We start from the raw sequence: 26,992 nt of genomic DNA on the forward strand, positions 1-26,992 counted from the left end.
AAATCTGACAAAGGAGAGGTGTAGCGTAATGTTTCCATCATCTCAGACCAAGACACTGGCCATTCTGGTACGTGCAACCGAAGGCTCACCTCCCTTTACGGATGAACTTTTCTGCCGTCGTCTCAGTTTGGGGAGTATGCCATACGCCCTTCAGATTATTGTGATCCCGATATCGAATGATGCAGGTCATCTCCCTCTTCAATGGGGATATGTCTATCATCAAGGGAAGTGGAATTCGGTACCTGTTCCTGCAGTCGATCTCATTATGGATCGTTGTCTTCGCCCTATCTCCAGGTACGTCAGACAACAGCTTAAGGAATGGATACCAACCAACGGCACAGATCAACACCATTATTGGTCTGCTTCCCTTCCAGGAAAATGGGAGGTACATCGTGTGTTGTCCCGAAATCCTGAATTGCGGTCACAACTTGCTCCCACAACCCGGATCGGATCGCATATTCCTTGGGAAACATGGCTGGACCGTTGGCCCAAAGGACTGTTCTTCAAACCGGTATCCGGGACTCATGGCAAAAATACCTTTCGCCTGTCTCAGGGAGCGACTCCATCAACATGGGTCGTGGAGGGGCGTAACGAGGACAATGAACCCTTTCTTCTTACATTCAACCATACCCAGGCTGTATCTTCCTGGCTAGCATTACATCAGGCTGAGCGTAAGATGATCGTGCAGCCCTATCTGGAGCTCAGCCATCATGGAAGAGCATTCGACATACGGGCTCTAATGCAAAAGAATGGGCAAGGTCGCTGGACGCTTACCGGATGTATGGTACGGGAAGGACCCGAAGGTTCACTCACGTCCAATCTTCACGGTGGGGGTAAAGCATATCCTGCCCAAGCATATCTGCTCCAGCGATATGGAACGATCCGTACAGAAGCTCTGCTGAAGCACATCCGGCAGACTGCTATGCTTATCCCCACCCTGCTGGAGAGCCGTTTCGGCAGACTAGCCGAATTGGGGCTTGATTTCGGAGCAGATGCAGAGGGCCAACTCTGGCTAATTGAAGTCAACTCCAAACCAGGCCGCACCTCATTTGCAGAAGCGGGCGACCGACGCATGCATACCCTGACTTATACGCGGCCGCTTGCCTATGCCCGTTATCTGTTGCAACAACATGTTCTCACGGACGTCTTTCGTCCAATGAAATTGCCGAATACATCCAGCAAAGCTGGCCTGAAACCCATCCCGATTCACGGCGGCTGAGGCCCGCAGCGCCCGCTTGCCATGGAGCCCAAGGATCTTTTCAGGATAGGAGGATAAATCATGAGTTTGACCTTTTGCAATCTGCATTTCACCAAGCAACCGGATAAAGTGGTTTATGTATCCAACGCTTTAATGAAGAGCCTCAACCTGTCCGGCAAAAAAACGGTGCACCTTCGCTTCGGGCGTGACCGGGTACCTGCAACGATCAAACCAATCAAAAAAGCAGGTAAACATCTGTATCTCGCTTCAGGTATCCGTAATATGATGAACGTTCCCAAACGGGGCAGTATTTATCTCCGGAATTTGCAAAATGATGAGGTCCAGTTAGGCCCACTGATCGGCGTACTCTCTGATGGGCCTGCGACGAGCACGAATCCATTCGGTTCCCGTACTGGTTTCATCAAACAGTTACTCCGCGAAGGCAGCCGTAAATCCTACATTTACGCCTTTACTCCCCGGGATATCAATTGGCAGAACGAGACGGTATCCGGTTTTTTCCTGAATGATAACGGAAGCTTCACCCGCAGAACGGTACCTCTGCCCGATGTTGTCTACAACCGATTGCCGAGCAGACGCTCAGACTTCTCACCAGCGATCAACCAGCTGCGGGAACGATTTGTTCGCCGAAAAATCCCGTTCTTCAACTGGAGCTTCTTCAACAAATCGGATATCTATACGTTGCTGGAGAACGAGCCAGCAGCAGGACGGTATATCCCTGAATCGATTACCAATCCTTCCGTTGAACAGATGAAGGAAATGTTGGAACGCCATCAGTTCGTCTACTATAAGCCTACTGCAGGAAGTCTGGGGAACGGGATCTACCGCCTGACTTATTCGCCCAAACGTGGATATTTCGCACGTTATCGCAAAAAAGGCGGTAATGCACTCCTGCGTTTTGGGTCCTTCAACAGTCTGATGCGCATGCTTCAGGGAAGACATGGCAAACAGCTACGCGGATATGTAGTTCAGCAGGGAATACGTCTAATTGAGATTGATGAATGTCCAATTGATTTTCGTTTTCACATGCACAAAAATGGTAACAATCAATGGGTTGTTGTCGGAATTGGAGCCAAAAAGGCAGGACGTGGCAGCGTCACAACACACATCAAAAATGGCGGCTCCCTAATGACTCCTGAGCAGGCGCTCAGTCGCAACTTCGGCGATCGTGCGGGAGAAGTTCTTCAGCATGCCAAATCCGTCGCTATTACACTGGCCCAGGCGATTGAAACCCAGCACCAGCATCTGATTGGTGAGATTGGCTTTGATCTGGGCATTGATCAGGAGGAACATGTATGGATGTTCGAAGCGAACGCCAAACCCGGGCGCTCCATTTTCCGTCACCCTTCACTCCGGGTGGAGGGCAAATCGTCGGTGGAGCACATCTTGGAACACTGCCTGTATTTGAGCAAGTTCCGGAAGAAGGAAGAGATTTGATGACCCTTCATGATGATTTCAAACCTGTCATTGCTGTTTTGACCATGCATGATAAACAGCGTATGTTCAGGGGAAATCATCAAAATTTTCAAGATATCTTACAGACAGGCGAGAGCATGGGATACGTGGTGTACATTGTAACTGTACGAGATCTGAACGTGAGTGGCCCCACCGTGAAAGGATATACGTACAACAAGGGGAGTGGAAAGTGGGTTTCACAACCTTTCCCCCTTCCCCATGTTCTGTACAATCGTATTCCCAACCGGGAAGACGAAGGAAAACCTTCCGTGCAGCGTAAAATTGACGAATGCATTCAATCAGGAATCGAACTGTATAACCCATTCTTTTTCAACAAATGGGATCTGTTCGAATGGCTCAGGAAATCCAAATCGACTCAGCAACTGATCCCTTATACTCGGCGGATGCGAAGTGCTTCTTCTCTGGGTGCCGTTCTACGGGCTTATCCCTATCTGTACCTTAAGCCCGAGAGCGGCAAAGCTGGCAAAGGAATCATGATGCTTAAATTTCAGGAAAAAGAACGGCTTCCCTATCGTCTCAAAATACAAACCACACGTAGAAGCACGACCTATAAAGCAGCTACACTTGCCAAGTTATGGGCACGAATTCGCAAAGAAACCGGACATACGCCCTATATCATGCAACAAGGCATTGAACTGGCATCCTCTCGTAAACGCCCCTTCGATTTGCGTGTTCTTGTACAAAAGAACACCAAGGGCCAATGGAGCGTAACCGGTGTAGGAGCGAGACTTGCTGGCTCCCGCAGCATTACAACTCATGTGCCGCGCGGCGGGAGCGTAGAAGACCCTGAGAAGCTGCTGACCGAGCTTTTTGGCGAAGAAATGTCAACGAACCTGATGAAACATGTGAAATCCACTTCATTAATGATCGCAAGACAGGTAGAACGGGGATCAGGTTTCACGCTCGGAGAGATGTCCATGGATCTGGGCATTGATGACCTGGGGGAACTCTGGTTCTTCGAAGCCAATGCAAAGCCCATGAAGTTTGATGAACCACAGATCAGACGGCGGTCATTGGAACGTATATTTCACTACAGCGCTTATCTTGCCCGTCAGTCCAAACGATGATAGACAGGAATACTGCAAAAAGAAGGTGATTGTTTGTGTCCTCACCTGTTCTGGGCATTATGACGTTGTACTTAAATGAACATCGCGCTCTTGAAGAACGAAGCGTTTATCGCAGAATGATTCTTGAAGGGCGCAAGCGGGGACTCGATATCTATGTATTCACACCAGCCGACGTACACCCCGGCGGCAAACAAATTGAAGCCATGGTTTTTCATGATGGAAAAGGCTGGTCCAGGGAGTGGCGATCATTCCCGGACCTGATCTTTGATCGCTGCCGGATTCAGCGTAACCGAAGGTTCCAGCAATTGCTTGCTTTTCGTGAGAAATATGGGCATCTGCTCTTTCTGAACAGGCCACTGCGCAATAAATGGACCATCCACCAGACCCTTTTACAAAAAGCCAACTTTCGTGAACACCTGCCGGAAACCGCTCTATTTCAGGATATGTCCGATGTAAACCGGATGCTCAAAGTTTCTTCTCTGGTCTATCTCAAACCCATTAATGGAACAGGCGGACGTGGTATTCTGCGCATTGAACGCAGCGGTAGCGAGGCTAATACGGTGCTTGTTCAGGGGCGGGATCAGAAGCGTCGTATCATCACTCCACGTAAAGTTCATTTATCACGACTTGGCGCTTTGCTCCAGCACTGGAACATGAAAGACAAGTATCTTGTACAAAAGGGCATTCAACTTCAGCTTCCGAATGGACGTGTGCATGATTATCGCATGCTGGTTCAGAAGAACGGTGAAGGACAATGGGAGCTTACTGGATGTGCCGGACGCATGGGTGCAGAAAAAAGCGTAACCTCCAATCTGCATGGCGGCGGTCAGGCAATAGCGATGGACCGACTCATGAAGCAATGGATCGAAGATGACGACCTCCGTGCAGAAATTAACACAACTGCAGAGAAATTCGGCATTGATGTTGCTTCGTTTCTGGAAGATACGTATGGGGACCTATGTGAGTTGGCACTGGATTTGGCGATTGACAGAAGCGGGCGTATCTACCTGCTTGAAGTTAACCCCAAACCTGCACGTGAAGTATTCGCTCGCATCGGGGAGCGGGATATCTATTATAAAGCCATCACTCAGCCGCTGGAGTATGCCTTATGGGTATATCGCAACAGACCTCCCGGAACGGCCAGAAAGCCAGCCATTCCCAGGCCCGTTACGCAAAAATCACCCAGAGTAAAAAGAAAAAGGAAAGCTAAGTGAGTGGATTAGAAAAAGCAGGAGTGGATGTTCGCCAAGTGCGAGCATCTGCTCCTGCTTTACTGTTTTTTTATTTCTTCTCTTTCGTCCATTGCAGTGTGTCGTTGTCTATCACAATATACCCTTTTTCCTCACCTTGCACATAAGATAATGCCAATCTCATCAGGTCAGGTTCCAGTTGACATGTGGTAACATGTGTAACCTGGTCTGTGTGATCCGCGGGCAGGCACAATGTCAGAATACCCACTTTACCCGAGAAATCAGTCTTGCCCTGGATGACCGATGTTTCCGACTTGGAACCATACACCTCAGATACCCAGCCGGGCTGCTCCGTCAACTCGAAGGTTCCCTTCCCGATGCCTGCCGTAACCCACTGCATCGTCAGCGTTATGGAAGATGCCTCATAGCTCATATCCGCCGTCATTTCTCCAGCTTCATTAATCCTCAACGCAATATCCGCTTGCGGATGCAGATGAAAACGTTGCTCCAGAGTATGCTCTGCTTCTGCCTCCAGCCAATCCACAATGAGTAGTAAAGGGATCTCCACCCCTGCCAGCATCCACCGACGATGTGTAACTGGATCTGGCAAATGCGTATATCCATCCTGTGAAGCATCAATGAAGTGATATCTGTCATTGCTCTCCCAACGTAGCGTTCTGGCCTGAGCCTCCGGTTCACCCCATTGCTGTGTGGAGAGATAAGGTGTCTGATCCAGACCATCCACCGTGATGGTATTGTGCGCCCGCGTACTTTTGAAATACCGCCGCCATTCCCCTTCTTCATACGTGTAACGTCCGGTGTCCGTGAAGAAAAGTTGGTTCTTCCACATCCACTCCACATTCAGCGCGTCCGCATGTCCGTGCGCTCCGCCCATGGCAGCCGCATCAAAAAAAAGATATTGATACTTGTCCCTCATGACATAATATCCTGTCTGCGGAAAAGCTCGACTAGACAAAACCGGAGAAGAAGAAGCCTGTAGTCTGAGGCATCGCTCATATTTCTCCACACCCAGCAACCAGAGACACTCCGAGCTATCCGTTCCGCGAGCCATCAAATCATCATCGTCCAGGATCGCTCCAAGCAGGGTCAGTCGTTGTCGTCCGTCGCCAACCCAATCCGAATCACCAATACCGGTAGACTGATGATCTGGTCGGATCAGCGCCTCAGTAAATGCAGCCATTTGGCGTAGACAGCGGGCATACCATGCCGAGAAAGGATGTCCTGATATCTCGCCCAACCGATAAGGGGTGCCAAACATTTCGATGCTGGCATTGTGGTAATGTGTTGTCAGTTCAACCTGTATTCCCTCTTCACCCAACTGATGCAGCAAACACAACTCAAGACGTTCCATCGCGACTTGACGCCAGTGTGGACTTCGCGGGTGCTGGTGGTAGAACGTAGCGATCATGAACAAACCTTGCATATGCATAATGGCATGATTGATTTCCGTACTGCCGAGGTAACGGGTCAAAAACTCGGCGTGCTCGTACAGACCTTGTCGAAACTCCGCCTGAAAGCCTTCGTCCAACAGTGGACTCGCTTCCATATATTTATATGCCGATATCCAGGATTGCACACGTAGTCCCGTCTCCAGCAGACGCCACGGACCGGGTTTTTGAAAGAACACGGCCTCGTCGTAAACCAGATTTACAGGTACCGGGTTTTGCTGTCTCCAGCTACGAAAGTGGTCAATAAATGCTGTTACATATAGCGGATTGCCCTTCATCAGATACGCCTTGCCCAGATCGAGCATATGCCAGTGTCGATTGATGCCCCATGTGAACTCCAGATCATTGGTCGGGTTGTGAAGCCAGTCCACGGGTGTCCCCATTCGAATCCAGCGATTCAGATCGTTGGTATAAGGAACGATAAATTCATTCAGGATGGCACGATTGGCAATCGTGATGGAATTTCGGGCTTCTTCCGGAAAATGTTTTTCATAATATTGGGCAGCCCGTTGCAGATCCGTTGCCGAAAGGTAAAAATCGCTCATCGGGATGCCTCAAGGAAATCCTGACGGAACGGGGTAAACACATCCAGAATGACGGAGTCCTCCAGTGCCTTGACCCCATGCGGGACGTTAAAACCGGCATAAAAGCTGTCCCCTGCTTTTAAGATGCGAGTTTCTTCACCGACCTGAACCTCAAAGCTGCCTTTGACGATATAGCTGACCTGCTCGTGCGCATCATGGGAGTGAACTTCTCCAATACCACCTTTAGCAAAGGTAACCTCCACCATCATTAATGTACCGCCCATACCCAAGATCTTGCGGGAACTCGTTTCGTTCACGATATGTGCATCGATAGACGCATGATTAATAATCATTTTGCTTTTCCCCTTTCCTTGTGAATAAGCGACCGAAGTGGTTAAACCACGGCCGCTATGAACATTTATTAGTCTTCTGTGGACAATTTACCCTGAAGTTTGGAAGAATCAAACGATGGATCAGCAGTTATGTTGGTCAGCCCTGCCGCTTTGGTTTTCTCCAGAGCTGCATTGTACCTTGTATCCAGATCCTTGATCACAGCATCGAGATCGCCACCTGTGAATACAAAGATTGAAAAAGCCTCACTCCATTTGGTGCCTTCCAGTGAACTCTCGGTCATCACACTTGGATTTGCCGGGAAAATGGCATCATAACGTTTGGGCAGGAAACCTTCAATGCCCGGAATGCTTGGTTTTTTGTCAGAGCTTAGTACAGCAGGAATCAGTGAGATTCCGTATCCCTTTTCATAATACTCACTCTGAAGATCTGTGCTGTACACATACTCCATAAACTTCCATGCCGCTTCCTTGTTGGCAGAATCTGCATTGATGCCGATGTAGGAGCCCCCGATGACTTGTGAAGCGCCCTTGATCGTTCCATCATTAGTTGGTACAGGAGCGGCTGCCCAATTTTCTTTTGTAGGAAACTGATCTTTATATACACCTGGTTCACCGGAGTGGTTAATGTACATTCCGATTTTGCCTTGAGCAAACTGGGCTCTGAGTGGATCGATGTCCAGACTTTCAACCCCTGGCAGCATGCTGCCATCCTGATTCATCTGACGAAGCGCCATTGCGATATCCTTGTACATCCCAAAATCAAATTGACCAGTCTTGTAGTTGTAACCATCAATACCAACATTATTGCTTGCACCTGCAATCGTATTGGCTGCTCTCCAGAAGCCGCTGCTGCTCTTGAATGGGCTGGCAAAGCCATAGATGCCTTCACTTTTACCAACTTCGGTAATTTTTTTGGCATCCGCAACCATCTCAGCCAGCGTTTTTGGCGGACTCTCGATCCCTGCCTTTTTGAAAATATCTTTGTTATACACAAGCCGCCAGACCTGCCCTGTATTGGGGAGGGAATATATTTTTCCATCAATCGTGTTTTTATTTTCAATCAAGCTGTCTTTAAATACGGCCTTCATCTCATCACTCATGTATCCATCGATCGGGGCAAGATACCCCTTCTGATAATACGTCTGAAAATCATTAACTTGCAGCACATCGGGTGCCTGCTTGCTGGCAAAAGCAATATCGACCGCCTGTGGATAGTTGTCCCCCATCACGGTCATCTCCACTTCAATGTTGTCCTTGTTCGTCTGGTTAAACTCATCGATCTTGGATTTCATAAAATCAGCATCATGGCGGTCCGGTGTCCAATATATGATTTTGGTTTTCCCTCCGGCATTCTCCCCGCTGGTCCCCGATTCGCTATTTGCCGAAGTACCACTGTCAGCAGAACAACCTGCCAAGCTTAGCGCCAGCAATGCACTTAGCGTAGTCACCATCCACTTTTTAACCATTGATATGCCCCCTTATGCTTGTCTGGACAACCCGTTTGGTTATCCGTTAACGTAATGATAATCGCTACGCTTTCATGGAGGTGAGGGACATTCTGACTTTGCATGGTGGGAAAAATGACGATCCGTATCGGTTTCAATTCTCATACATTTGCCGGAAGCAGGTTGGCGTCATGCCGCAATATTTCTTGAACAAACCGCTGAAATAAGGCCTGTCCTCATAACCCAGCCTCTGGCAGATCTCTTGCACCTGTACACCTGCAACCAGCAACTCTTTGGCTTTTTCCATCCTCATCTTAGTTATATATTGAATCGGCGTTATGCCCGTTTCCTTTTTGAAGGCATTGGCAAAGTAACTTGGACTTAAATGTACGGATTGGGCACAGGCATGCAGCGTCAGATTTTCTGCAAGATTAAGACTGATATATTCCTGCGCTTTACTAATCGCCTGTTTGACATCGGTGAGTCGTTTTTTGTCCATAATCTCGCAACCCATACTGCTAAAATGTTTGATATATCCCCTCCAGCCCTCAAACGTCAAGGAGCGCATCGCCTCAAGCACTGTCAGGTCGGCCTCCAGACGCAAGCGTTCCTCTGCTGTAATCTCATCACAAAAGGCACGGTAGATGGCAAAAGCCAGTCCAGACAGCAAACGAATCATCGTGAGCGGCTCGGGAAAACCTTCGGAAACCTGCCATTCTTCGAGAATTTCATCAATGATGCGGTGACAGGTACTCTCATTACCACATTTGAGTGCGTAAAAAAGCTCTTTCTCCTTCTCCAGAGGATATATCGGAGCCACACAGGCCTGATTCTCCAGTTCAGCATACTTGAGGATGCAATTTCCTTCACTGTAAAAACGATAGGATATCGCCTGATCTGCATGTGCGTAGGACGTCCAGATTTCCTGTGGTCTGCGGGCAATCGTACCAACACCAATCGAGACTGTTTTTTTGCTGAATCGCTCCACATTGTGGCGGCATTGCTCCAGTAGCTCGGAGACATCTATGTGGCTTGGTGTGTTCAATATGGCTGCAAGCCGGTATCGGTTTTCCCGTAAAACAACGCCCTTGGTATAGCGGTTTATGGTTTCTCCCACAATATTTTGGACCGCAAAAGGAACGATTTCGGCATCCAGATGCATCGTGTATCCATATCGCGTATAACCATCCACCTCGATAACCATGACGATAAGATTGGAGGAATCGAGATCAATATGCAGCTCGTTCCAGCGACTTTCATTCAGGAAACCCCCGATTTCATGACGCAACAAGCCCAGGAGATAGCTGTGACGCTCGTACTGGCTGCTACTCTCCACCTTCTGCTCCAGCTGTTCCAGCTGTTTGCACTGTGCCTGTTCTTCCTTAATCACCTGTCTTACCTTCAACACCGCACCGAGTATTTCTTCAGGGGTAAACGGTTTGAGCAAATAATCGGATGCACCCAGCTTGATGGCCTCCTGTGCATATTGGAAATCCGAATAACCACTGATGAAAATAAATTTGGCTCGCAGTCCGGCATCCAATGCCCGCTTCATTAGCTCCAGCCCGCTCAGCTTGGGCATCCTGATATCACTAATCACGATGTCGGGTTGCTGCTCCAGCAACAAGGACCAACCGCGCTCTCCATTGCTCGCCGTGCCTACAATCCGAACCTGATGATCTTCCCACGGAATAGTTGAAGATATGCCCTTTACAACTGCCTGGATATCATCCATAACACACATCGTCAATTGGCCCATACTGCCCCTCCTCAGGTGATCGGAATCGTGATAACAACCGTTGTTCCTACATCTATACTGCTATGAAATACAATCGAGGCCACATCCCCATAGTGCAGGCTTAATCTGCCCTGGAGATTGGATAAGGCATAACCTTTGCGTCCCCCATCAGGAGCATCCTCAGCATAGATGCTGGCTACATCCATCCCACATCCATTGTCAGCCACCTCCAGCCGTAGTGTGTCACCCTGACGATCAATGCGGATCAGGATAACACCCAAATCTTCTTTGTCTTTGAATCCATGCAGGATGGAATTCTCGACCAAGGGCTGAAGTAATATTTTTAAAATATCAACAGCGTAACAAGAGGGGTCCCCCACCTCAATCCGATAAACGAACAGATCCTCGTAACATTTTTGCTGAAGCTGCATGTATTGTTCGACATGTTTGATCTCCTGCTCCACACTGGTGATGTCTTTCCCATCATTCAGTCCCAGACGGAATAACAAGGATAAAGAGACGATCATCTCACTTACATCCTTCTTCTCTCCGCTCTCACTTTTCCAGAACATCGTGTTGAGCGTATTGTAGAGGAAATGCGGATCAACCTGTGCCTGAAGCGCCTTGACTTCAAACCGTCGTTTGTCTTGCTCCGTTGTCCTTACTTCTTCAAACAGAATCTGAATCTGGTCCAACATCCGATTGAAACGATGCCCTACAGCGCTAACTTCATCGTCATACTTGCTGCGAAACCGTACATCCAGATCATTGGACTCCACCTCAACCATCAGACGTCGCAGTTTGTTCAGTGGCTTCAGCAGAGCGGAGGCCAGCAGCCTGGACAACCCGAGTGCAAGTAAAATACAAAACAACATGATCAGGATGATCAGCCAGCGTATCTTTTGGAGGGGGGACAACAAGTCGGCCTTGGACTGTACACTTACCATGACCCAATCCTCGTTCATCGACAATGCCGAATAGTTAACAAGCATGTCCTCCCCCTGATCGTTCCTGTAGGTGAAATCCCCAGCATCGCCACGGCTAAACTGTTGGGTAAAGTCCGGCTCCATAATGAAATCGTAATTTCGGGACCTGGGCCGGATGACTTCATTTCCGTTTTTGTGCAGCAAAAACAGTTGAATCTGGTTATTCATGAGATCCTGCGACAGGATGTCTCGCATCGCCTCTTCCTTCATATTGACGACCATATATACATTCGAATAGGTATGATTATCGATCACAATGGGTTTGAGCAACAGAGATAACACATTTCCTTGGGATTGGAATAACTGACTCTGATGTGAACCAAACCACATCGTATTCCAGCCTTGCAGCTTCACGTAGCGTCCGTATTCCCTGTCGAATGAGTTATTGCGATTCGGAAAATCTTTGGTCGAGAAAAAATCACCGATGGGTGTTGTCAGATATGCGGTATCAATCAGTGGCTCTACGAGCTTCAATTGAGCAAATGATGTTTGCAGCAGCGAGAGATTCTGATAATAATGAGATGTGTTATTTTTTCCCACGTCCTTCATGACCTGGGTGAACGTTTCATTGAGCATAAAAGAAAAAGAGGATACAACAATGTGCCTCAGATGTTCATCCATAACCTGCACTGATTTGTTCAGAATGCTTTGTTTCAGTTCAAGTGCATTCTGCTCAATGCTTCGTGCAGCAAAGAGATAAGAGCATATCCCGGTCACACTGATGCATAAAACAACGAGAAAAATGTACAGCAACTGTATTCTTTTTTTCAGGGACATTTTATAAAAGTCGAATATCATCGGCGCTCGCTCCTTGAACACGGCTTGGCCCGTCCGCTGTGAATTAAAATGAGTATAGCACAGTGGAATAACCCGTAAAACCGTTTCCATGATTGTGCTCACGCCTATCCTTTCACAGCTCCCAAGGTCACCTGCATGAATGATTTGTTGGCAAAAATATAAACGATGAGCAGCGGCAAAATGGACAGACAGGCTCCGGCCATCATCAGTTGGACCTCAGCCGCAGCTCCGATGCCATATCGCAGATTAGCTAGCCCAACCGGCAAAGTCTGCAAGTCCGGATTGCTCATGGTGAACACAAAAGGGAGAATATATTCATTCCATGAACTCTGGAATACACCCAGACCTGCAACGGCGAGTCCGGGGCGCAGGAGCGGAAGAATAATTCGCCAGTATGTGGTGAAGAAATTACAGCCATCAATCATCGCCGCTTCATCCAGTTCGCGCGGGATGCTCTTGAAGAAACCAATCAGAATAAAGTATGTGGCAGCGTGTGCGCTGATCAATATAATAATAACGCCCCACAACGTGGTATTCAGCCCCAGCTTGACCATGAGGTCAAATTGCGGACGCAGCACAACCGCGCCTATGGAAATAAACAGAGTGGATGCCATGAGCAGGGTGTACCCCTTTTTCCCTTTGAAATTCACTCGATCCACAGCGTAGGCTGACATCGAAGCTACCAGCAGTGTGCCAACTGTTGTACTGATGCTAACAAACACGCTGTTCATCGTAAAACCCGAAAAATTGGCGCTTTTCCAAGCCTGAGCATAGTTGGAGAACTGCCAAATCTTCGGCCAGATGGTAGCTCCTCCGGTCAATTCCTGGTTCGTTTTGAAGGAACCGAGCAATACAAGTATGATGGGGAACAGCGACAGCAGAGCGATTGCGATCAAAAACAGCCAAAGTACCGTTCGTTTGGTCCAGCGAATGAGTTGGGGAGACCCTGAGGGCGCAAGTACGTTTTGAGTCATCATCGTTTCCTCCTGATAGGGATTAATAGACATCATTGAGCTTTTTGGATATCCGGAAATAAATGAGCGTCACAGCCCCTACGATGAGAGCCGTTGTGAAACCGACTGCACTGCCATAACCGAGCTGCTGGAGTGATTGGGTGTCAGCCGACACGGGAAACAACAGTTTGAACAAATACAGATACATCACCTCTGTTTTGCCATACGGCCCCCCTTCGGTCAGCACCATAATACTCTCGTAACCTTTCAACGCCGTGGTAATTGCCAGCATGATGATCATCTGCAAGACAGGACCCAGCAACGGAATCGTTACATTCCGCAGTTTCTGAAACTCACTTGCTCCATCCAGCGACGCCGCCTCATATAACTCTTCAGGAATGCTCTGAAGACCCGCAATGAACAACAACATATAGTTACCCACAGCCCCCCAGATGGCGATGATAATGGTTGTTAACATGGCATGTTCAGCCCCCAGCCAGCCGATCGGTTCGGAGATCACATGATACTTAAGCAACAATTGGTTCAATATTCCATTATAAGAGTTGAAAATAATAAAAAATACAATCGCCATGACCGAAGCGCTAAAAATAGTGGGAAGATAATAGATCGCCCTAAAGAGGGATCGCCCTCTCCATTTGCGATTCAGAATAATCGCCAAAGTTAACGACAGTGGAATCGTAACGACGAGTTTGCCCAGGGCATACACACCCGTGTTACCTACAGAATCCCAGAATTGCCCGTCACGCAAAATACGTCCAAAATTGTCAAGCCCGATGAAGACAGGCGTCCCGATGCCTTGATAATCATAGAACATGTAACGCAGCGCCCATAACAGAGGATAGATCCCGAATACAACAGTTAAAAAAAGACTTGGAAAGATGAACATATAGGCATGTATTTTGGATGGTTTCACCAGAATCGGACCCCCTATAGCTTTTGAATGAAGTATAGAGGGAATACGGAGGAAAGCGGGATAGGGAAATCAACTTTCTACAGGGGAGAATGTGACTGCATGACCAAACAAAAAAAACCTGTATCCAACGAATTTCCGTTGAGTCTACAGGTTCATATCTTGCAGTTCGTAATCTTAAATCTCAGTATACGTATGCAGCGTAGAGGCTACTCCGCTTCATTATATAGACGCAGCAGTTCTGTAAAATCAGAGATGAGCACATCTGAGCCTGCAAGCTCCTCATCACGTCCGAACCCGGCATAGGCACAGCCGATGACCGCCTGACCGTTCATTTTACCCGCTTCCACATCAGAAGAGCGATCCCCTACCATCCATGCGTCCTGAATACGATGTTTCTCAAGCAGGATCTGCACCAGATTAATCTTGGAGGGAGTCTTGTACTGGCCTGCACTGTATACCCCTTCAAATAAAGGCATAATCTCGTGTGCAAACGCCACACCCTTCACATAGTCCTCCAGCCCGTTACTTGCGACAAAAAGACGCACTCCTTGTTGTTTTAATGCTTGCAGCGTTTCTTTCACCCCAGGATACAATTGGGAACTTCCTTGATCAAGCCCCTCAATCTCCAGTTGAAGCAACAGTTCGTCTGCACGGCGATGTGCCGCTTCCGACGCCTCAGGCATAACCACTTTCCATATATCTTCGAGCAACATGCCCAAACTTCCCAGCATCCGTTCCTCGGGTGGAGTTTCTCCTTCAAAATGCCCTTCGGCACGCAATGTATCAAATAGTTGCTGGTAAGCTGGCAACAACAGGGTCTCTGTCTGGAACAGCGTACCATCCATGTCAAAAATCATCGCTTCCGGTTTGAGCAATACCTTCTCTTTATTCATGTCCAATGTTCCTTTCGGATTGGGATATTGTATATGTAATTGGAATCGTTCCCTTCCCATGATAAACATAACGTTTGAACGTGTAAACCAACGATTGTAAAACATCATCAACCCCAACCTTATACAACACCAACCAAACATTATATTGTAGTTAAACAAACTATATACAAAAGAAGTTTCTTTACGTATAATACTAAAAAATAGTGCTTTAGACACCTAATCTAAAGACCTACAATTATCACATTTCCAGTTTTTTCGACAACTACATATACCCCATAGAGAGGATTAACAAACATGAAAAAGCGAAAGACCTTTAAGATTTTTTATAAGATCGGATTAGGATATTTACTCGTACTGGCTGTACTGGCTGGTTGCATCCTGCTGATTCAGAACAGCACAAGTCAGCTCCAACGGGAACTGGATTTTCTGGTCGATCACGATATGCGGGTACATGCCCTCACCTATGAACTCGAAAGAAACATGGTAGATATGGAAACAGGTCAACGCGGTTACATCATCACGGGTCAGGACAATTATCTCGATCCCTACACCCAAGGAAAAGCGCAACTTATTACACTCAGAGATGAACTTGCTACTTTAATTTCGGATAATCCGGCTCAACTTGCACTTTTGGAAGACATACATACTAATATGGAGAACTGGGTCCAGGTCGCTGGTGAACCTATGGTCGCCCTTCGCCAAGCAAATAATACACAGGCCATTCGAGATTTTTTCGCAGATGATCCAGGTAAAAGAGACATGGACCAGATTCGGACTGCTCTCGATACGTTTCGAACCAACGAGCATACGTTAACCGATAACCGTACAGAAGCACTGAAGCAAAAAAACACAATACTGAACTTGGAACTGTATGGGGCACTTATCGTTGTGGCCATTATCTCGTTCATCACTGCTTTGGTCCTGTCACGTGCCATTGTTAGAAACATTCGTACCGTAAAGCAGGCATTAAATGACATCGGTTCTTCCAATGGCGACCTGACACTGAGAATCGCTACGCCAATGAAAGACGAAACTCGTGAACTCGCGGAGGCGGCCAATACAATGCTCACTGGTTTGCAGCAAATGATGCTGGACGTTCAGAGCAATGCCATGATTCTCAGCACAGCTTCGGATCGATTGGATAAAGGGGTTGCCGATAGCCATCTTGCAGGAAAAGAAGTTGCCACTGCCATGGAACGCGTCGCTGAAGGCGCTGATGAACAGGTTGCTCTTACGCAAACCATGGTAGCTGCGATGCAGCAATCCCTCCATGGGCTTAATCGTGTCGCCTCCTCGGCAAGTGACGTGGCAGGCCGTGCAGTTCGTACCGAATCCATTGCCGTGGATGGGCAACAGCGCATTGATAATGCTGTAGGTAAAATGAGTTCCATTGAGCAATCCTTCCTCTCTGTACAGGAAGCCATCAATGAAATCTCGAAGATGTCTGATCAAGTGATCAACATTGCAGATTCAATGTCGGGTATTGCGAGACAAACCAATCTGCTTGCACTTAACGCCGGAATCGAAGCTGCCCGCGCTGGGGAAAATGGACGCGGCTTCGCTGTCGTTGCCGCGGAAATCCGTAATCTTGCAGACCAAAGTGCAACATCAGCCAAAGAGATTACAAGTATATTGGAAACCGTAGTAGCTGGTGTTCAAAGTACGGTGCAGGTGGTTGATGAGAGCACTCTACATGTGAATGAAGGGTTGCGGACCATTGAGGATGCAGGTAATGCTTTTTCAACCATTACTCAGCATATTCATAACCTCAGTGGTGAAGTTCTGGAGGTATCTGCTGTTGTCGAGGAGTTAACTTCCGGTAGTGAGGCTGTGATGAAGTCCATTAATGAAGTATCGGCTGTTGTGGAAGATACTGCATCAGCCACGGAAGAAGTATCTGCGATGACGGAGGAACAACTTGCTTCTCTGCAGGAAATGTCTGACACGTCCAAGCAGTTGAATGAAATGTCCGATGCACTTGATCAGCTGGTTAAGCAATTCAAGCTGGCTTGAACTGAATCAACATACTGATCGAGTATCTAAATAGCTGTATCATGAGCATATATCAAAGGAAAAAAGCATCGCAGACAGACTCATCCGAGCCTCTGCGATGCTTCTTTGTGTTAAGGAGAGCTGAATCAGGAAAAGGTGCAACGGGCACCTCATATGAAAAATCCTAAGCACTCCTTTTCTTATCTCGATTGTTCCGTGTTCCGTAGCGCTTCCAGTATCAATTGTGCCTGATACCCATCGTTAAAATCATATATCTTAGCTGGGTTACCCTGTATACGGGCAATGACATGTTTAAGAACCGGCAATTCACTGGCGGATTCAAGCACTTCTACTGGAGTCAGTGGCTGCCCCACCAGACCCGTCTTCAATTCTTCCCAATTTTCCAAGGCAATCGTGCCCTTCGTACCGTACACCACCATGGATACACGTTCTTCCCCCGCAAATTGAGAGATTCCGTTCAGCTGAATTCGGGTTCCGTCTTCCAGTTCCATTGCAGCCTGTACTTCTAGTTCACAGTCTCCATTCTCAGGATATTGAACCTGAGTGCTCACTACCCGGATGGCACCAAACACCTTTTGAATCATATGAATCCAGTGAATTCCCACTTCAAGAATAAATCCACCCTGTTCCCGGCTCGTAATCCATGCATTCTGTTGCCATGATCGTGGCCACTGCGGGAATTGCAAAATGAGATCTATTTTGCGAATTGCTCCCACAGTACCCTGCTCAATCATCTCTTGCAACTTCAGCACGGAAGGTTCATGCGGCATCGAAAAATGGATGGCATGAACAACGCCTGCCTGCTCTGCTGCATCCAGCATCTTTTTGGCTTCTTCTACACTATTGGCAAGCGGTTTCTCGCAGAACACATGAATTTTGCGCTCCAGCGCTTCCATCACAACCGGATAATGAAATTTCGGCGGAACTGCAATATACAGCAGATCAATCTGATGTTCATTCATCAATTGCTTGTAATCCGTATACGTCCTAACTCCCCGATGAGAAGCTGCAAAAGAAGCCAAACCTTCCTCATTCGCATCACACACCGCTACAATCTCAATCTTTGTATCCATCTTGGTATTCTCGATTAGATGAACCATATGTAGTCCCATTTTACCCAGCCCAATCAGAGCCATCTTGATGACTGTCATTCCATCCCCTCCCAATTCCTTTCCAGTATAGCAGAAAGCAAAGAATTGCGAATGCGATGCGTTGATACGAAAAAAAATAAACCTCTAGCTTTCAAGTCGCTAATAGAGGCTGAAAATCATCATTTACAGTCATTATTTTACATTATTTGTAACTTTGTTGCGATTGGGTAATTCGTTGCAGGGATATATAACCAATTATTTTTACTTTATCCAGCAATACTTAAAGCGTTACCAACTTAAGAATCAGGAATTTAGACTCACAAAAACAGGTTGACAAAAAACCACAAAAAAAGATACTCTTCCTAATAACAATGAATATTTCCTCTTACAACCTTAGACTGTAACTTGCATTCAATAAATGGAATATGCGTATGGTTCTAATAACCTATTTCATGAAGCGAGGTGTCCCGCATGAGAACAGTTGCGGACTATTTAGCAGAAACTCTGCGTAATCTAGGCGTTACTCATGTCTTTGGTATTATTGGTAAATCCATCTGTCCTGCTGTACTGAAAATGGTGGATTACGGATTAGAGTTCATTCCAGGCCGTCATGAATCCAGCTCAGGTTTTTCCGCATCCGGTTATGCATTACAGACAGGTAAACTCGGCGTTGCCTTTGCCACATCCGGTCCGGGCGGAACCAATCTGCTTACTGCAGCAGCCCATGCAAAGGCCAACAATCTGCCTGTACTGTTTATTACGGGTCATCAATCCATTCAGGAACTGGGGCTCCCTCAGTGTCAGGATTCTTCTTCTTATCTGGCTGATCTGGCCGAAATGTTCAGGCCTGCTACGCTATTCAGCAAACTGGTTGAGCGTGGAGATCACTTCGGCACACTACTGAATCATGCCCTTTCCATTGCACTCGGCCCTAATAAAGGCCCTGTTCACCTCTGTATTCCTTTTGACGTACAGACCGAATTGTTATCCCAATGCCGGATTGTCATTCCCGAACCGGAACCTCTGCTTAGCGTATCTAATCTGAATCGCATTTTTCCTCTCATTCAACAATCCAACCGTCCCTTAATTATTGCTGGTAAAGGTGTAAGTCGCGCCAGAGCCCATGATGAATTGCTTCAATTGGCCGAATCGTTCAACATTCCCGTCATTACTACTCCTGGTGGAAAAGGAGCGATTGCGTGGGACCACCCCCTGTACCATGGACCTTGTGGTGTTGGAGGTTTCCCGCATGCGGACGACATGTTGAACCAAAGTGACCTTTATATCGTACTCGGTTCACGTCTGAGTGACATGACCCTCTGCAATCTGAAGCCTGAACATCACCCGGCACACCTCATTCAATTTGACGCTGACCCTACGTTTGTGGGTAAGATTCTGAGCGCTCAAACCTTACATATCACCGGTGATTTGAAGGACAACCTGCAATATTTGCTGGGCACATTAGAAGACCTCCCTACTCCTGTGAGAACCACGGCACCCATAGATTACACTGTCCCTTTACCAGATCTCCCCCAACTTTCTCTGGCTTCTGTGCTAGATGGAATGAGCAATCTGCTTCCGTACGATCATAAACTGTTTGTCGATGATGGCAGCCATGGATTTCATGCGGTCCAGCGATATAAAGTCAAAAAACCAGGCAGCTTTGTGTTTGACGCATACTTTGCCTGCATGGGGAACGCCATTGGTATGGCGATAGGTGCAAAGGCCGCTTCACCTGAAGAGACCGTTGTATGTATCACCGGGGATGGATGTTTCATGATGCTGGGGACGGAGATCAATACCGCGGTATGCAACAATCTGAACGTCATTTTCATTGTCGTTAACAACAAACAACTGGACATGGCACTCAAAGGAATGGAAAAAACAACAGGCAGAATTGATGGCACGTTATATGAAGTTCCTATGGATGCTGCCAAATTTGCCGAATCTCTCGGTGCGGTTGCGTTTCGAGCAGAAACTCTTGCCGAATTCTCATCTGCGCTGAACACAGCCCAGACGTTGAATCAAGTAACTGTTATTGAGCTTCTGACCGATCGAGATGAGATTCCACCCACGGCTCACCGCACCGTAAATTTGAATTAGGAGGAGCATATCATGAGTGAACATGTAGCTCAGGGACTAGACCGTTTTGCGAAACTTTCTGGTGAGTACGGCGCAAGAGCCCTCGCACCCATCAAAGAACATTTTCCCGAATTGTCGGAATTTATTATGGGTACGGCATACGGGGATATTTTTCAGCGCACTACGATTACGGATCAATGGAAGGAAGTTGCTATCATCTCTTCGTTGATCACCCAAGGACAGTATGAACAATTGGGCGTACATTACACGATGGCTCTAAGCATGGGAGTGACGGTGGATCAGCTCAAGGGAATATTGCTACATCTGGCGCCATGTGTGGGTGCTCCACGCATTATAAGTGCATTTAATATTTTGCTTGCCACCTTGGAAGAAATACAGTAATTCACTTTTCTACATTTTTATACATGATTCGACTTTTTTATTGATCTTTTTACATTCCTACCTTTATAATATGGTTAAATTATCCTTCGAACCAGCTCTCATCTTAGAAGCTTTCAGCAGAGGTCCTATGGGGCTGTGTATCCATTAGCAGGATAGCCTTAACTCATTTAAAGGAGAGAGATCAAGCATGGGAAATTTCATTCTGAAGACTGACGTTCCAAACAAGGTGCTAAACATTGAACTGGAGGGTTCTTTCTCTCAAGAAGACGGTTTGCGTTCCATCTCGGCCTATCAGGATACGATCGCTCCTCTTAACACCAAGGAGTATGACCTGAACATCGATTGCAAAAAGTTGAATGTTACTGCGCCGGAGATTGTTCCTCTTCTGGAAGGCTGCCTTCAAATGTTCAAAAAAGATGAATATAAAAAAATCGTGTTGACCCTCGAGAACAACGCGATTCTAAAAATGCAATTGTCCCGACTTGGTCGGTCTGTTGGCATGGACAATCTCGAAATCATATCTACCGTTACCACTTAATAAACCAGGCGGACAAGCTGTGAATTCACCCTTCCGCTCAAGAGGAGAATGAAGATGGCCGGAATTCGTATTGTAGATATCGATATCTATCATCCTGCAACCAAGGTGCACAATGATTTTTATATTGAACATTTTGATGCAAGAGGTGTAGATATTCGTGGATTGTTACAGGCACTTGGTCGTGATACACGTTATAAAATTGACAACGATGACGAAAATTCACTAAGCATGGCCTATGAGGCAGCCAGTAACCTACTGGAGAAAACCGGACTCACCGGTGCAGATATTGATCTGATTGCTTATGCAAGCCAAACGCCAGAATACATCTTTCCTACGAATTCCTTAATGATTCATCGCCTGATTAACGGAGCTTCTCATACGATCTGTATTGACAGTAACGCCAACTGTGCTGGCATGACCGCTGCTTTCGAACAGGTTAGCCGGCAGATGCTGGGCAATCCTCGAATTCGCCGGGCATTAATCATCGGCTCGGATTACGTGGCTCCTCACGCCAGTCCCGATGATCCCGTATACTTCGCCAATTTCGGTGATGCAGCAGCGGCGGTTATTGTAGAGCGGGATGAACATGCTGTCGGTTTCATTGATTCCATCTATCAGACGGATACCTGTGTGTATGGTAATTCTCTTTTTCCTGCACAAGGCTTGGCAAAGCTGGGCAAAACGGGTGTAGATGCGGGTGCCTTTCATGTGAAATTCATCCCATTTGATGATTCCATCTGTGTGGATGCCGCTTCCGAGTCCATTCGTACCCTGCTGACTCGCAACGAGATTGGACCAGACGAGATCAAAGCCGCCTGCTTCTCCCAGCTATCCATTAGTAACATTCGGGCTGTATCCGAGAACGTCGGCATTGGTGATGACATTGCCGTCTATATCGGAGATGAGTTCGGATATACTTCAACCAGCAGTCCGTTCATTGCATTACATCGAGCGGTTACAACCGGTCAGATTCAGCGTGGTGACAAAGTGTTGTTCTGGACCGTTGGAGCCGGGTGGCAAAATGTTGCCATAGTAGTTGAATATTAGGTAAACACTTCAATAAAATCCAATAAAACCATCCCTGGTACCACTACTGGGGATGGTTTTTTGTTTCTACAGTTTCTACCTATAACGTTCATTGAAGATTTATTACCTTATATTGTGAAAATAGTCACTTACATATTATTACACAAAAACTATGATTTAAAAGTAAACAGTAGCAGTCCAAAATTATTTAATCTTGGAACTGCTACTTTCAAATTTATAATAAATGCGTTGTTATAAGAATCTAAATACTAGAAGGTTTAATCTACCATTTCTGATTATCTGTAAACGGTCCCTTCGTATCTTGCAGCAACAATTCCATCCACAGTATGATAACTAACCAACACCAAAGTTCCTACATAGCCATCTGGCGTTTTATAGTCCGTAAGATATTTTGGTACTCCAAAACCTACAGGGTAATAATGCACTACAGAAAAAGTTTTACTTTCAAGCATAGGAGTTACTACGTCTGATACACTAGTACTGGTATTCGGTTGAATAGTTGCCGCAGACACGCCTCCACTTGAAATGGAAGTGGTCAGAATAAAGGAACATGCAGTCAAAATAAGAACTTTACTAAGTCTCAAAATGATCATCTCCTAAATAGATTTTTTTACTACAAGTTCATTGTATAATATGTAAGTGGATTTAACAACAATATTTGTAAAATATATAATTATGTGTAATTTTAATTTAAAATTAATTATTTAATAATACTATCTTTTCAAAGCAAAAAGCAGCCCTTTCGGACTGCCAGACTTCTGCTTTATACCAACCGTTCAGAAAATTTTCTTTGTCTCCCGATCGTCTTTCAGGATCTCTACAGCCTCCCGAAAACGCAAGGAATGCACAATCTCGCGTTCCCTTAGAAACTTCAGACTGTCCTGCAGATCCACGTCATCGGTCAGGTCGATCAACCATTGATATGTAGCCCGGGCTTTCTCTTCTGCTGCAATGTCCTCGTACAGATCCGCAATCGGATCACCCTTTGAAGCGATATAAGCTGCTGTAAAGGGTACACCGGAGGAATTCGTATAAAACAAGGCAGAGTCACGCTGCGCATAGTTCGGCCCAAGTCCCGCTTCTTGCAACTGTTCCACCGAAGCGTCCTTCGTCAGCTTGTAGATCATGGTAGCGATCATTTCGAGGTGCGCAAATTCCTCTGTGCCTATGTCCGTCAATAGCCCGATAATTTTGTCCGGAATCGTATATCGCTGGTTTAAATACCGCAGTGCCGCCGCCAGTTCCCCATCCGCTCCCCCGTATTGCTCCGCCAGCAATTTCGCCATATGAGGATCACATTTACTAACCCTTACGGGGTATTGCAGTTTTTTCTCATACACCCACATGCCAGACGCCTCCCTCTACGTTATCAAATATGCCCCTTCTTCAGCCCCCGAGCTCCCCGAACTTTATAGTCTTGCAAGGAAACCCGAGGCTGCTGCTGTTGTCACACTTGCCATGGCCAAGGTGTCTGAGACCATTCCCACGGATACTTGGAGAACGCATGACCAAAGTTCATCAACGGTCCATACAACTGCTGAAATTCATGGGCTACCCGCATTCGCTCCTGACTGAACTTGTTGTACTGCTCAATGCTTTGGAAGTCTCCCGGATGGGTGTCCAGGTACAGATTAAGTTCCACTAACACGAAATCCAGCGCCTGAAGTTCTTCAAGCAATTCGTAGTATTTAGGGTCACAGGGTTTCGGTACTTCAGGTTCCATCCACATCCACCTTCCTTCCCTTCGATCTTGCTGGTGTATAAGGGCTGTATAATGCAGGCCACAACGTTCCCACTCTTAATGCTTCTGCCGGACTGTACTGTGGCCAGCCCATAGGCTGAAATGGAATAAATAATTGCGGAGGAACCAGATACGTTCGAATCTCTACAGGCGGACAAGGATCAAACGGCCCCACAAAAGGGGCGTAAGCACGAAGTTGCGGATCTTTCACAGAACAACGCCTCCTATAACACATTGTTGGTGCAACTGAATATTACTGAAGTCCTTCCAGTTTCTCGTCTCTATAACCATATGACGCTGTCTCCAAAGTTAATCCGAAATTCGTTTCAACTATGCAGAATTTCTCCAAATTCTTCTTTAAATTCTTCTTCAAAATAAAAAAAGACCTTCGGTTCGTTCCCCTTTCAGGTAACTTCCAAAGGTCTTATATCCTGGCAGATCTTCGTAATCTGCGTCATTTCATACTTTTGCTCGTCTTATCTTGCTCCTGCAACGAGTTCTATTCTGCTGGATTTTCTTCCGCATTCATGTCTTGAGGGACAGATTGCTTGTACACTCGAACCCGGGTAATTCGCAAGCGAGTCGATTCTTCCACTTCAAAAACGTACCCATTCAGCTCCTGCGTTTTCCCCTTGGATGGATTGCCCCCAAGCTCTTTAAACAACCATCCGCCGATGGTATCCACTTCTTCATCCTCAATGATGGCTCCAGTCCACTTATGAACTTCTTCAATAAGCGAACGACCATCAACGGAAAAGGAATCCCCACTGCGTTCCATATGCGGACGCTCATCCTCAAACTCGTCATACAAGTCTCCAACGATCTCTTCCAGAATTTCTTCCGCAGTCAACAATCCAGCTGTACCACCATATTCATCCACAACCAGCGTCATCTGAGAATGTTTCTTCTGCATCAGACGCAGCACATGACTGATTTCCATCGATTCAGGAACGTTTAAGATTGGACGAACAAGTGAAGCCAGATCATGTTTTTGCTCCGGTTTAGCCAAGAGCAGATCGGTGATGTGTATAAATCCAATGATCTCATCCTTGTCTTCTACGGCTACGGGATACCGGGAATGTTTGGTTGCATTAATGATCTCCAGGTTCTCTTCCAAAGACATATGCGTGTAAAGACAATCCATGTCTGTACGTGGCAGCATCACTTCACGTGCCAGCATATCGGAGAAATCAAAGATGTTGTCCATCAGTTTTATCTCATCTTTATCGATGACACCACTTTTGGCACTCTGCTTCATCAGAATACGAAGTTCATCTTCCGAGTGAGCTTCGCCTTCACTGGCAGGTTCGATACCCGCCAGACGCAGCAATGCATTGGCCGATACATTCAGTACCCAGATGAACGGGAAGAAGATTTTGTAGAACAACAGCAAGGGCGCAGATAAAAACAATGCCACTCCGTCTGTTTTTTGAATTGCCAACGATTTAGGCGCAAGCTCACCCAGCACAATATGCAGAAACGTAATGATACAGAAACCGATAATGACCGACACGGTCGAAATAAGCCCTGTATCTCCTACACCGAGCTTAAACATGAGTGGCTCAACGAGCAATTCAGAGATGGCTGGTTCTCCCAACCACCCGAGTCCAAGCGATGTCAGCGTAATCCCGAACTGAGTTGCCGATAGATAGGAATCCAGTTTACTATTCACCTTCAGTGCATAACCAGCCATACGATTTCCTTCACTCTGCAATTGAGTTAAGCGTGTCTGTCTTACTTTCACAAGGGAAAACTCTGCTGCGACAAATACGCCATTCAAAAATACGAGCAAAAACACACAGACCAGATTAAATACCAGCTGCCCAAGATGAAATTCGGTATGAATATCCAAGTTGAAACTCCCCTTTTCTATCTATTTCAGGAATACACCTGGAATATCAACGTGTGATTGCCTTTCTAGATTTGAAATCCACACCCTTGTAGTACATATCTGCCACCAGCAGATTTGGTCCGCAACAGGATGCAATATCGCAATGGCAATTGACCGTTTGATTCAACGGATGTTCAGCCGACCATTCATGGAACACATCATCCAGTTTACGATCACGAATGTTGCCAAATTCCGGGATATCCGCAAAATCCGTCACATACACATTACCCGTGAACATGTTGACGTTAACGCGATTACGTCCGTCCGGATCGTTACGTACCGTCACATTTGGTTCGCTGTATAAACGGTTGATCAGTTCCCGATCCTGCTCTGCTGCACTGCACGCGAAGAATGGCAGGGTCCCGAATAACATCCACATATCTTTGTCACGTGCATCAAGCAAACGATGAATCGCTGCTCTCATATGGTCTAGTGATAAGACCGGCAGTGACGAAGCAAAGTTCGAATTATACATCGGATGCACTTCATGACGGACACAGCCCATCTCACGAATCAATTGGTGAATACCATCCAGCTTGTCGTGCGTACGGAAGTTAATCATCGACTCCGCAGAGATAAACATGCCTGCTTCACTCAGTTTGCGTGAATTTTCAATCATTTTCTCATACATCTTCACCGCTACTTCACGTTTCACAGGTCTGCCACTATTCGCAAATCCAACTTGATGGAAATCGTCAGCATTCAGATAGTTGAATGAGATATGCATAACATCCAGATAAGGTAAAAGTTGCTCATACCGGCTGATATCCAGCGTTAAATTTGAATTGATCTGGGAACGAATTCCACGTTCCTTGGCATATTTGAGCAGCGGGATAATCATCTCATCCACTGTTTTCTGGCTAAAGCTTGGCTCGCCACCCGTCAGACTAATCGTCTGCAGATGCTCCACTTCATCCAATCGTTTCAGCATCAGAGGGAGCGGAAGAGCCGGCGCCTCACGCATCGTAAGCATATCTCCCACGGCACAATGCTCACACCTCATATTGCACAGATGTGTCACGGTCATTTCTACACTGGTCAGCACATGACGTCCATATGTACGCAGAGAGCCGATCGGATCCCACGGATCATTCGTTGGCGATAAAGGCATCGGTTGTACCGATCCTGAGTTTAGCATGGTCATT

The 26,992-nt window shown here is 46.7% G+C and carries 24 protein-coding genes; 9 read left to right on the forward strand and 15 right to left on the reverse strand.

From position 1 onward, the window contains the following. Positions 1 to 28 precede the first annotated feature (28 nt). From J2Z28_RS02550 to J2Z28_RS02565, 4 genes are read left to right on the forward strand one after another with little or no spacing between them, the layout of a single operon-like run. Complete coding sequence (locus tag J2Z28_RS02550) at positions 29 to 1,219, forward strand: YheC/YheD family endospore coat-associated protein (protein WP_211081075.1); 1,191 nt, start codon at positions 29 to 31, stop codon at positions 1,217 to 1,219. Between the two features lie 60 nt (positions 1,220 to 1,279). Next, a complete protein-coding gene (locus J2Z28_RS02555) occupies positions 1,280 to 2,653 on the forward strand; it encodes a YheC/YheD family endospore coat-associated protein (RefSeq protein WP_036609869.1) in 1,374 nt (457 codons plus the stop codon). Then, complete coding sequence (locus J2Z28_RS02560; RefSeq protein WP_211081076.1) at positions 2,653 to 3,759, forward strand: YheC/YheD family endospore coat-associated protein; 1,107 nt, start codon at positions 2,653 to 2,655, stop codon at positions 3,757 to 3,759. The genes J2Z28_RS02555 and J2Z28_RS02560 overlap by 1 nt, the downstream gene beginning before the upstream one ends. A 35-nt stretch (positions 3,760 to 3,794) precedes the next feature. Beyond that, entirely contained in the window at positions 3,795 to 4,973 is a 1,179-nt protein-coding gene (locus J2Z28_RS02565; RefSeq protein WP_211081077.1) for a YheC/YheD family endospore coat-associated protein, read from the forward strand. Between the two features lie 67 nt (positions 4,974 to 5,040). Here J2Z28_RS02565 and J2Z28_RS02570 read toward each other — a convergent pair whose 3' ends face one another. The 8 genes from J2Z28_RS02570 to J2Z28_RS02605 form a co-directional block, all read right to left on the reverse strand. Next, positions 5,041 to 6,963 (reverse strand): alginate lyase family protein, encoded by a 1,923-nt coding sequence (locus J2Z28_RS02570; RefSeq protein WP_211081078.1) that lies wholly within the window; start codon positions 6,961 to 6,963, stop codon positions 5,041 to 5,043. Next, entirely contained in the window at positions 6,960 to 7,295 is a 336-nt protein-coding gene (locus J2Z28_RS02575) for a cupin domain-containing protein (RefSeq protein WP_211081079.1), read from the reverse strand. Before J2Z28_RS02575 ends, J2Z28_RS02570 begins: the two co-directional genes overlap by 4 nt. Before the next feature lie 68 nt (positions 7,296 to 7,363). Further along, positions 7,364 to 8,761 (reverse strand): ABC transporter substrate-binding protein, encoded by a 1,398-nt coding sequence (locus tag J2Z28_RS02580; RefSeq protein WP_211081080.1) that lies wholly within the window; start codon positions 8,759 to 8,761, stop codon positions 7,364 to 7,366. Between the two features lie 133 nt (positions 8,762 to 8,894). Further along, on the reverse strand, positions 8,895 to 10,499 hold the full coding sequence (locus tag J2Z28_RS02585) for a helix-turn-helix domain-containing protein (RefSeq protein WP_211081081.1): 1,605 nt from the start codon (positions 10,497 to 10,499) through the stop codon (positions 8,895 to 8,897). A gap of 11 nt (positions 10,500 to 10,510) precedes the next feature. Continuing rightward, positions 10,511 to 12,352: a sensor histidine kinase gene (locus J2Z28_RS02590; protein WP_244988070.1), complete on the reverse strand. Its 1,842-nt coding sequence runs from the start codon at positions 12,350 to 12,352 to the stop codon at positions 10,511 to 10,513. A 14-nt stretch (positions 12,353 to 12,366) separates the two neighbouring features. Beyond that, a complete protein-coding gene (locus tag J2Z28_RS02595; RefSeq protein WP_047842312.1) occupies positions 12,367 to 13,236 on the reverse strand; it encodes a carbohydrate ABC transporter permease in 870 nt (289 codons plus the stop codon). 22 nt (positions 13,237 to 13,258) lie between these two features. Beyond that, positions 13,259 to 14,149 (reverse strand): carbohydrate ABC transporter permease, encoded by an 891-nt coding sequence (locus J2Z28_RS02600; protein WP_017689516.1) that lies wholly within the window; start codon positions 14,147 to 14,149, stop codon positions 13,259 to 13,261. Positions 14,150 to 14,355: 206 nt separating this feature from the next. After that, on the reverse strand, positions 14,356 to 15,042 hold the full coding sequence (locus J2Z28_RS02605; RefSeq protein ID WP_211081082.1) for an HAD family hydrolase: 687 nt from the start codon (positions 15,040 to 15,042) through the stop codon (positions 14,356 to 14,358). Positions 15,043 to 15,336: 294 nt separating this feature from the next. On the opposite strand from J2Z28_RS02605, the gene J2Z28_RS02610 reads away from it, so the two are divergent. Beyond that, the gene (locus tag J2Z28_RS02610; protein ID WP_211081083.1) at positions 15,337 to 17,055 is read left to right on the forward strand and encodes a methyl-accepting chemotaxis protein; all 1,719 of its coding nucleotides are present in this window, start codon (positions 15,337 to 15,339) and stop codon (positions 17,053 to 17,055) included. A gap of 179 nt (positions 17,056 to 17,234) precedes the next feature. On the opposite strand, the gene J2Z28_RS02615 is transcribed toward J2Z28_RS02610, so the two are convergent. Further along, positions 17,235 to 18,206, reverse strand: a complete 972-nt coding sequence (locus J2Z28_RS02615) for a Gfo/Idh/MocA family protein (RefSeq protein ID WP_211081084.1) — start codon at positions 18,204 to 18,206, stop codon at positions 17,235 to 17,237. Between the two features lie 411 nt (positions 18,207 to 18,617). Here J2Z28_RS02615 and J2Z28_RS02620 point away from each other — a divergent pair, with 411 nt between their 5' ends. The 4 genes from J2Z28_RS02620 (at position 18,618) to J2Z28_RS02635 (ending at position 22,215) form a co-directional block, all read left to right on the forward strand. Continuing rightward, the gene (locus tag J2Z28_RS02620) at positions 18,618 to 20,249 is read left to right on the forward strand and encodes a thiamine pyrophosphate-binding protein (protein WP_211081085.1); all 1,632 of its coding nucleotides are present in this window, start codon (positions 18,618 to 18,620) and stop codon (positions 20,247 to 20,249) included. Positions 20,250 to 20,261: 12 nt separating this feature from the next. Further along, a complete protein-coding gene (locus J2Z28_RS02625; protein ID WP_211081086.1) occupies positions 20,262 to 20,630 on the forward strand; it encodes a carboxymuconolactone decarboxylase family protein in 369 nt (122 codons plus the stop codon). Between the two features lie 187 nt (positions 20,631 to 20,817). Next, on the forward strand, positions 20,818 to 21,168 hold the full coding sequence (locus tag J2Z28_RS02630) for a hypothetical protein (protein ID WP_211081087.1): 351 nt from the start codon (positions 20,818 to 20,820) through the stop codon (positions 21,166 to 21,168). 54 nt (positions 21,169 to 21,222) lie between these two features. Further along, complete coding sequence (locus J2Z28_RS02635) at positions 21,223 to 22,215, forward strand: 3-oxoacyl-[acyl-carrier-protein] synthase III C-terminal domain-containing protein (RefSeq protein ID WP_211081088.1); 993 nt, start codon at positions 21,223 to 21,225, stop codon at positions 22,213 to 22,215. Positions 22,216 to 22,490: 275 nt separating this feature from the next. On the opposite strand, the gene J2Z28_RS02640 is transcribed toward J2Z28_RS02635, so the two are convergent. The 6 genes from J2Z28_RS02640 to yfkAB form a co-directional block, all read right to left on the reverse strand. Continuing rightward, on the reverse strand, positions 22,491 to 22,799 hold the full coding sequence (locus J2Z28_RS02640) for a hypothetical protein (RefSeq protein ID WP_211081089.1): 309 nt from the start codon (positions 22,797 to 22,799) through the stop codon (positions 22,491 to 22,493). A 192-nt stretch (positions 22,800 to 22,991) separates the two neighbouring features. Beyond that, a complete protein-coding gene (locus tag J2Z28_RS02645; protein ID WP_017689524.1) occupies positions 22,992 to 23,561 on the reverse strand; it encodes a manganese catalase family protein in 570 nt (189 codons plus the stop codon). Between the two features lie 101 nt (positions 23,562 to 23,662). After that, positions 23,663 to 23,938, reverse strand: coding sequence for a spore coat protein CotJB (locus J2Z28_RS02650; RefSeq protein ID WP_017689525.1), 276 nt, complete (start codon positions 23,936 to 23,938; stop codon positions 23,663 to 23,665). Then, a complete protein-coding gene (locus tag J2Z28_RS02655) occupies positions 23,928 to 24,167 on the reverse strand; it encodes a spore coat associated protein CotJA (RefSeq protein WP_017689526.1) in 240 nt (79 codons plus the stop codon). The genes J2Z28_RS02650 and J2Z28_RS02655 overlap by 11 nt, the downstream gene beginning before the upstream one ends. A 288-nt stretch (positions 24,168 to 24,455) precedes the next feature. Further along, positions 24,456 to 25,808: a hemolysin family protein gene (locus J2Z28_RS02660; RefSeq protein ID WP_211081091.1), complete on the reverse strand. Its 1,353-nt coding sequence runs from the start codon at positions 25,806 to 25,808 to the stop codon at positions 24,456 to 24,458. Between the two features lie 46 nt (positions 25,809 to 25,854). Then, positions 25,855 to 26,991, reverse strand: a complete 1,137-nt coding sequence (yfkAB, locus tag J2Z28_RS02665; protein WP_101313331.1) for a radical SAM/CxCxxxxC motif protein YfkAB — start codon at positions 26,989 to 26,991, stop codon at positions 25,855 to 25,857. Position 26,992: the final 1 nt, after the last annotated feature.

The sequence above is a fragment of the Paenibacillus xylanexedens genome, from assembly GCF_017874615.1.
In the GTDB taxonomy this organism is placed as follows: Bacteria; Bacillota; Bacilli; order Paenibacillales; family Paenibacillaceae; genus Paenibacillus; species Paenibacillus xylanexedens.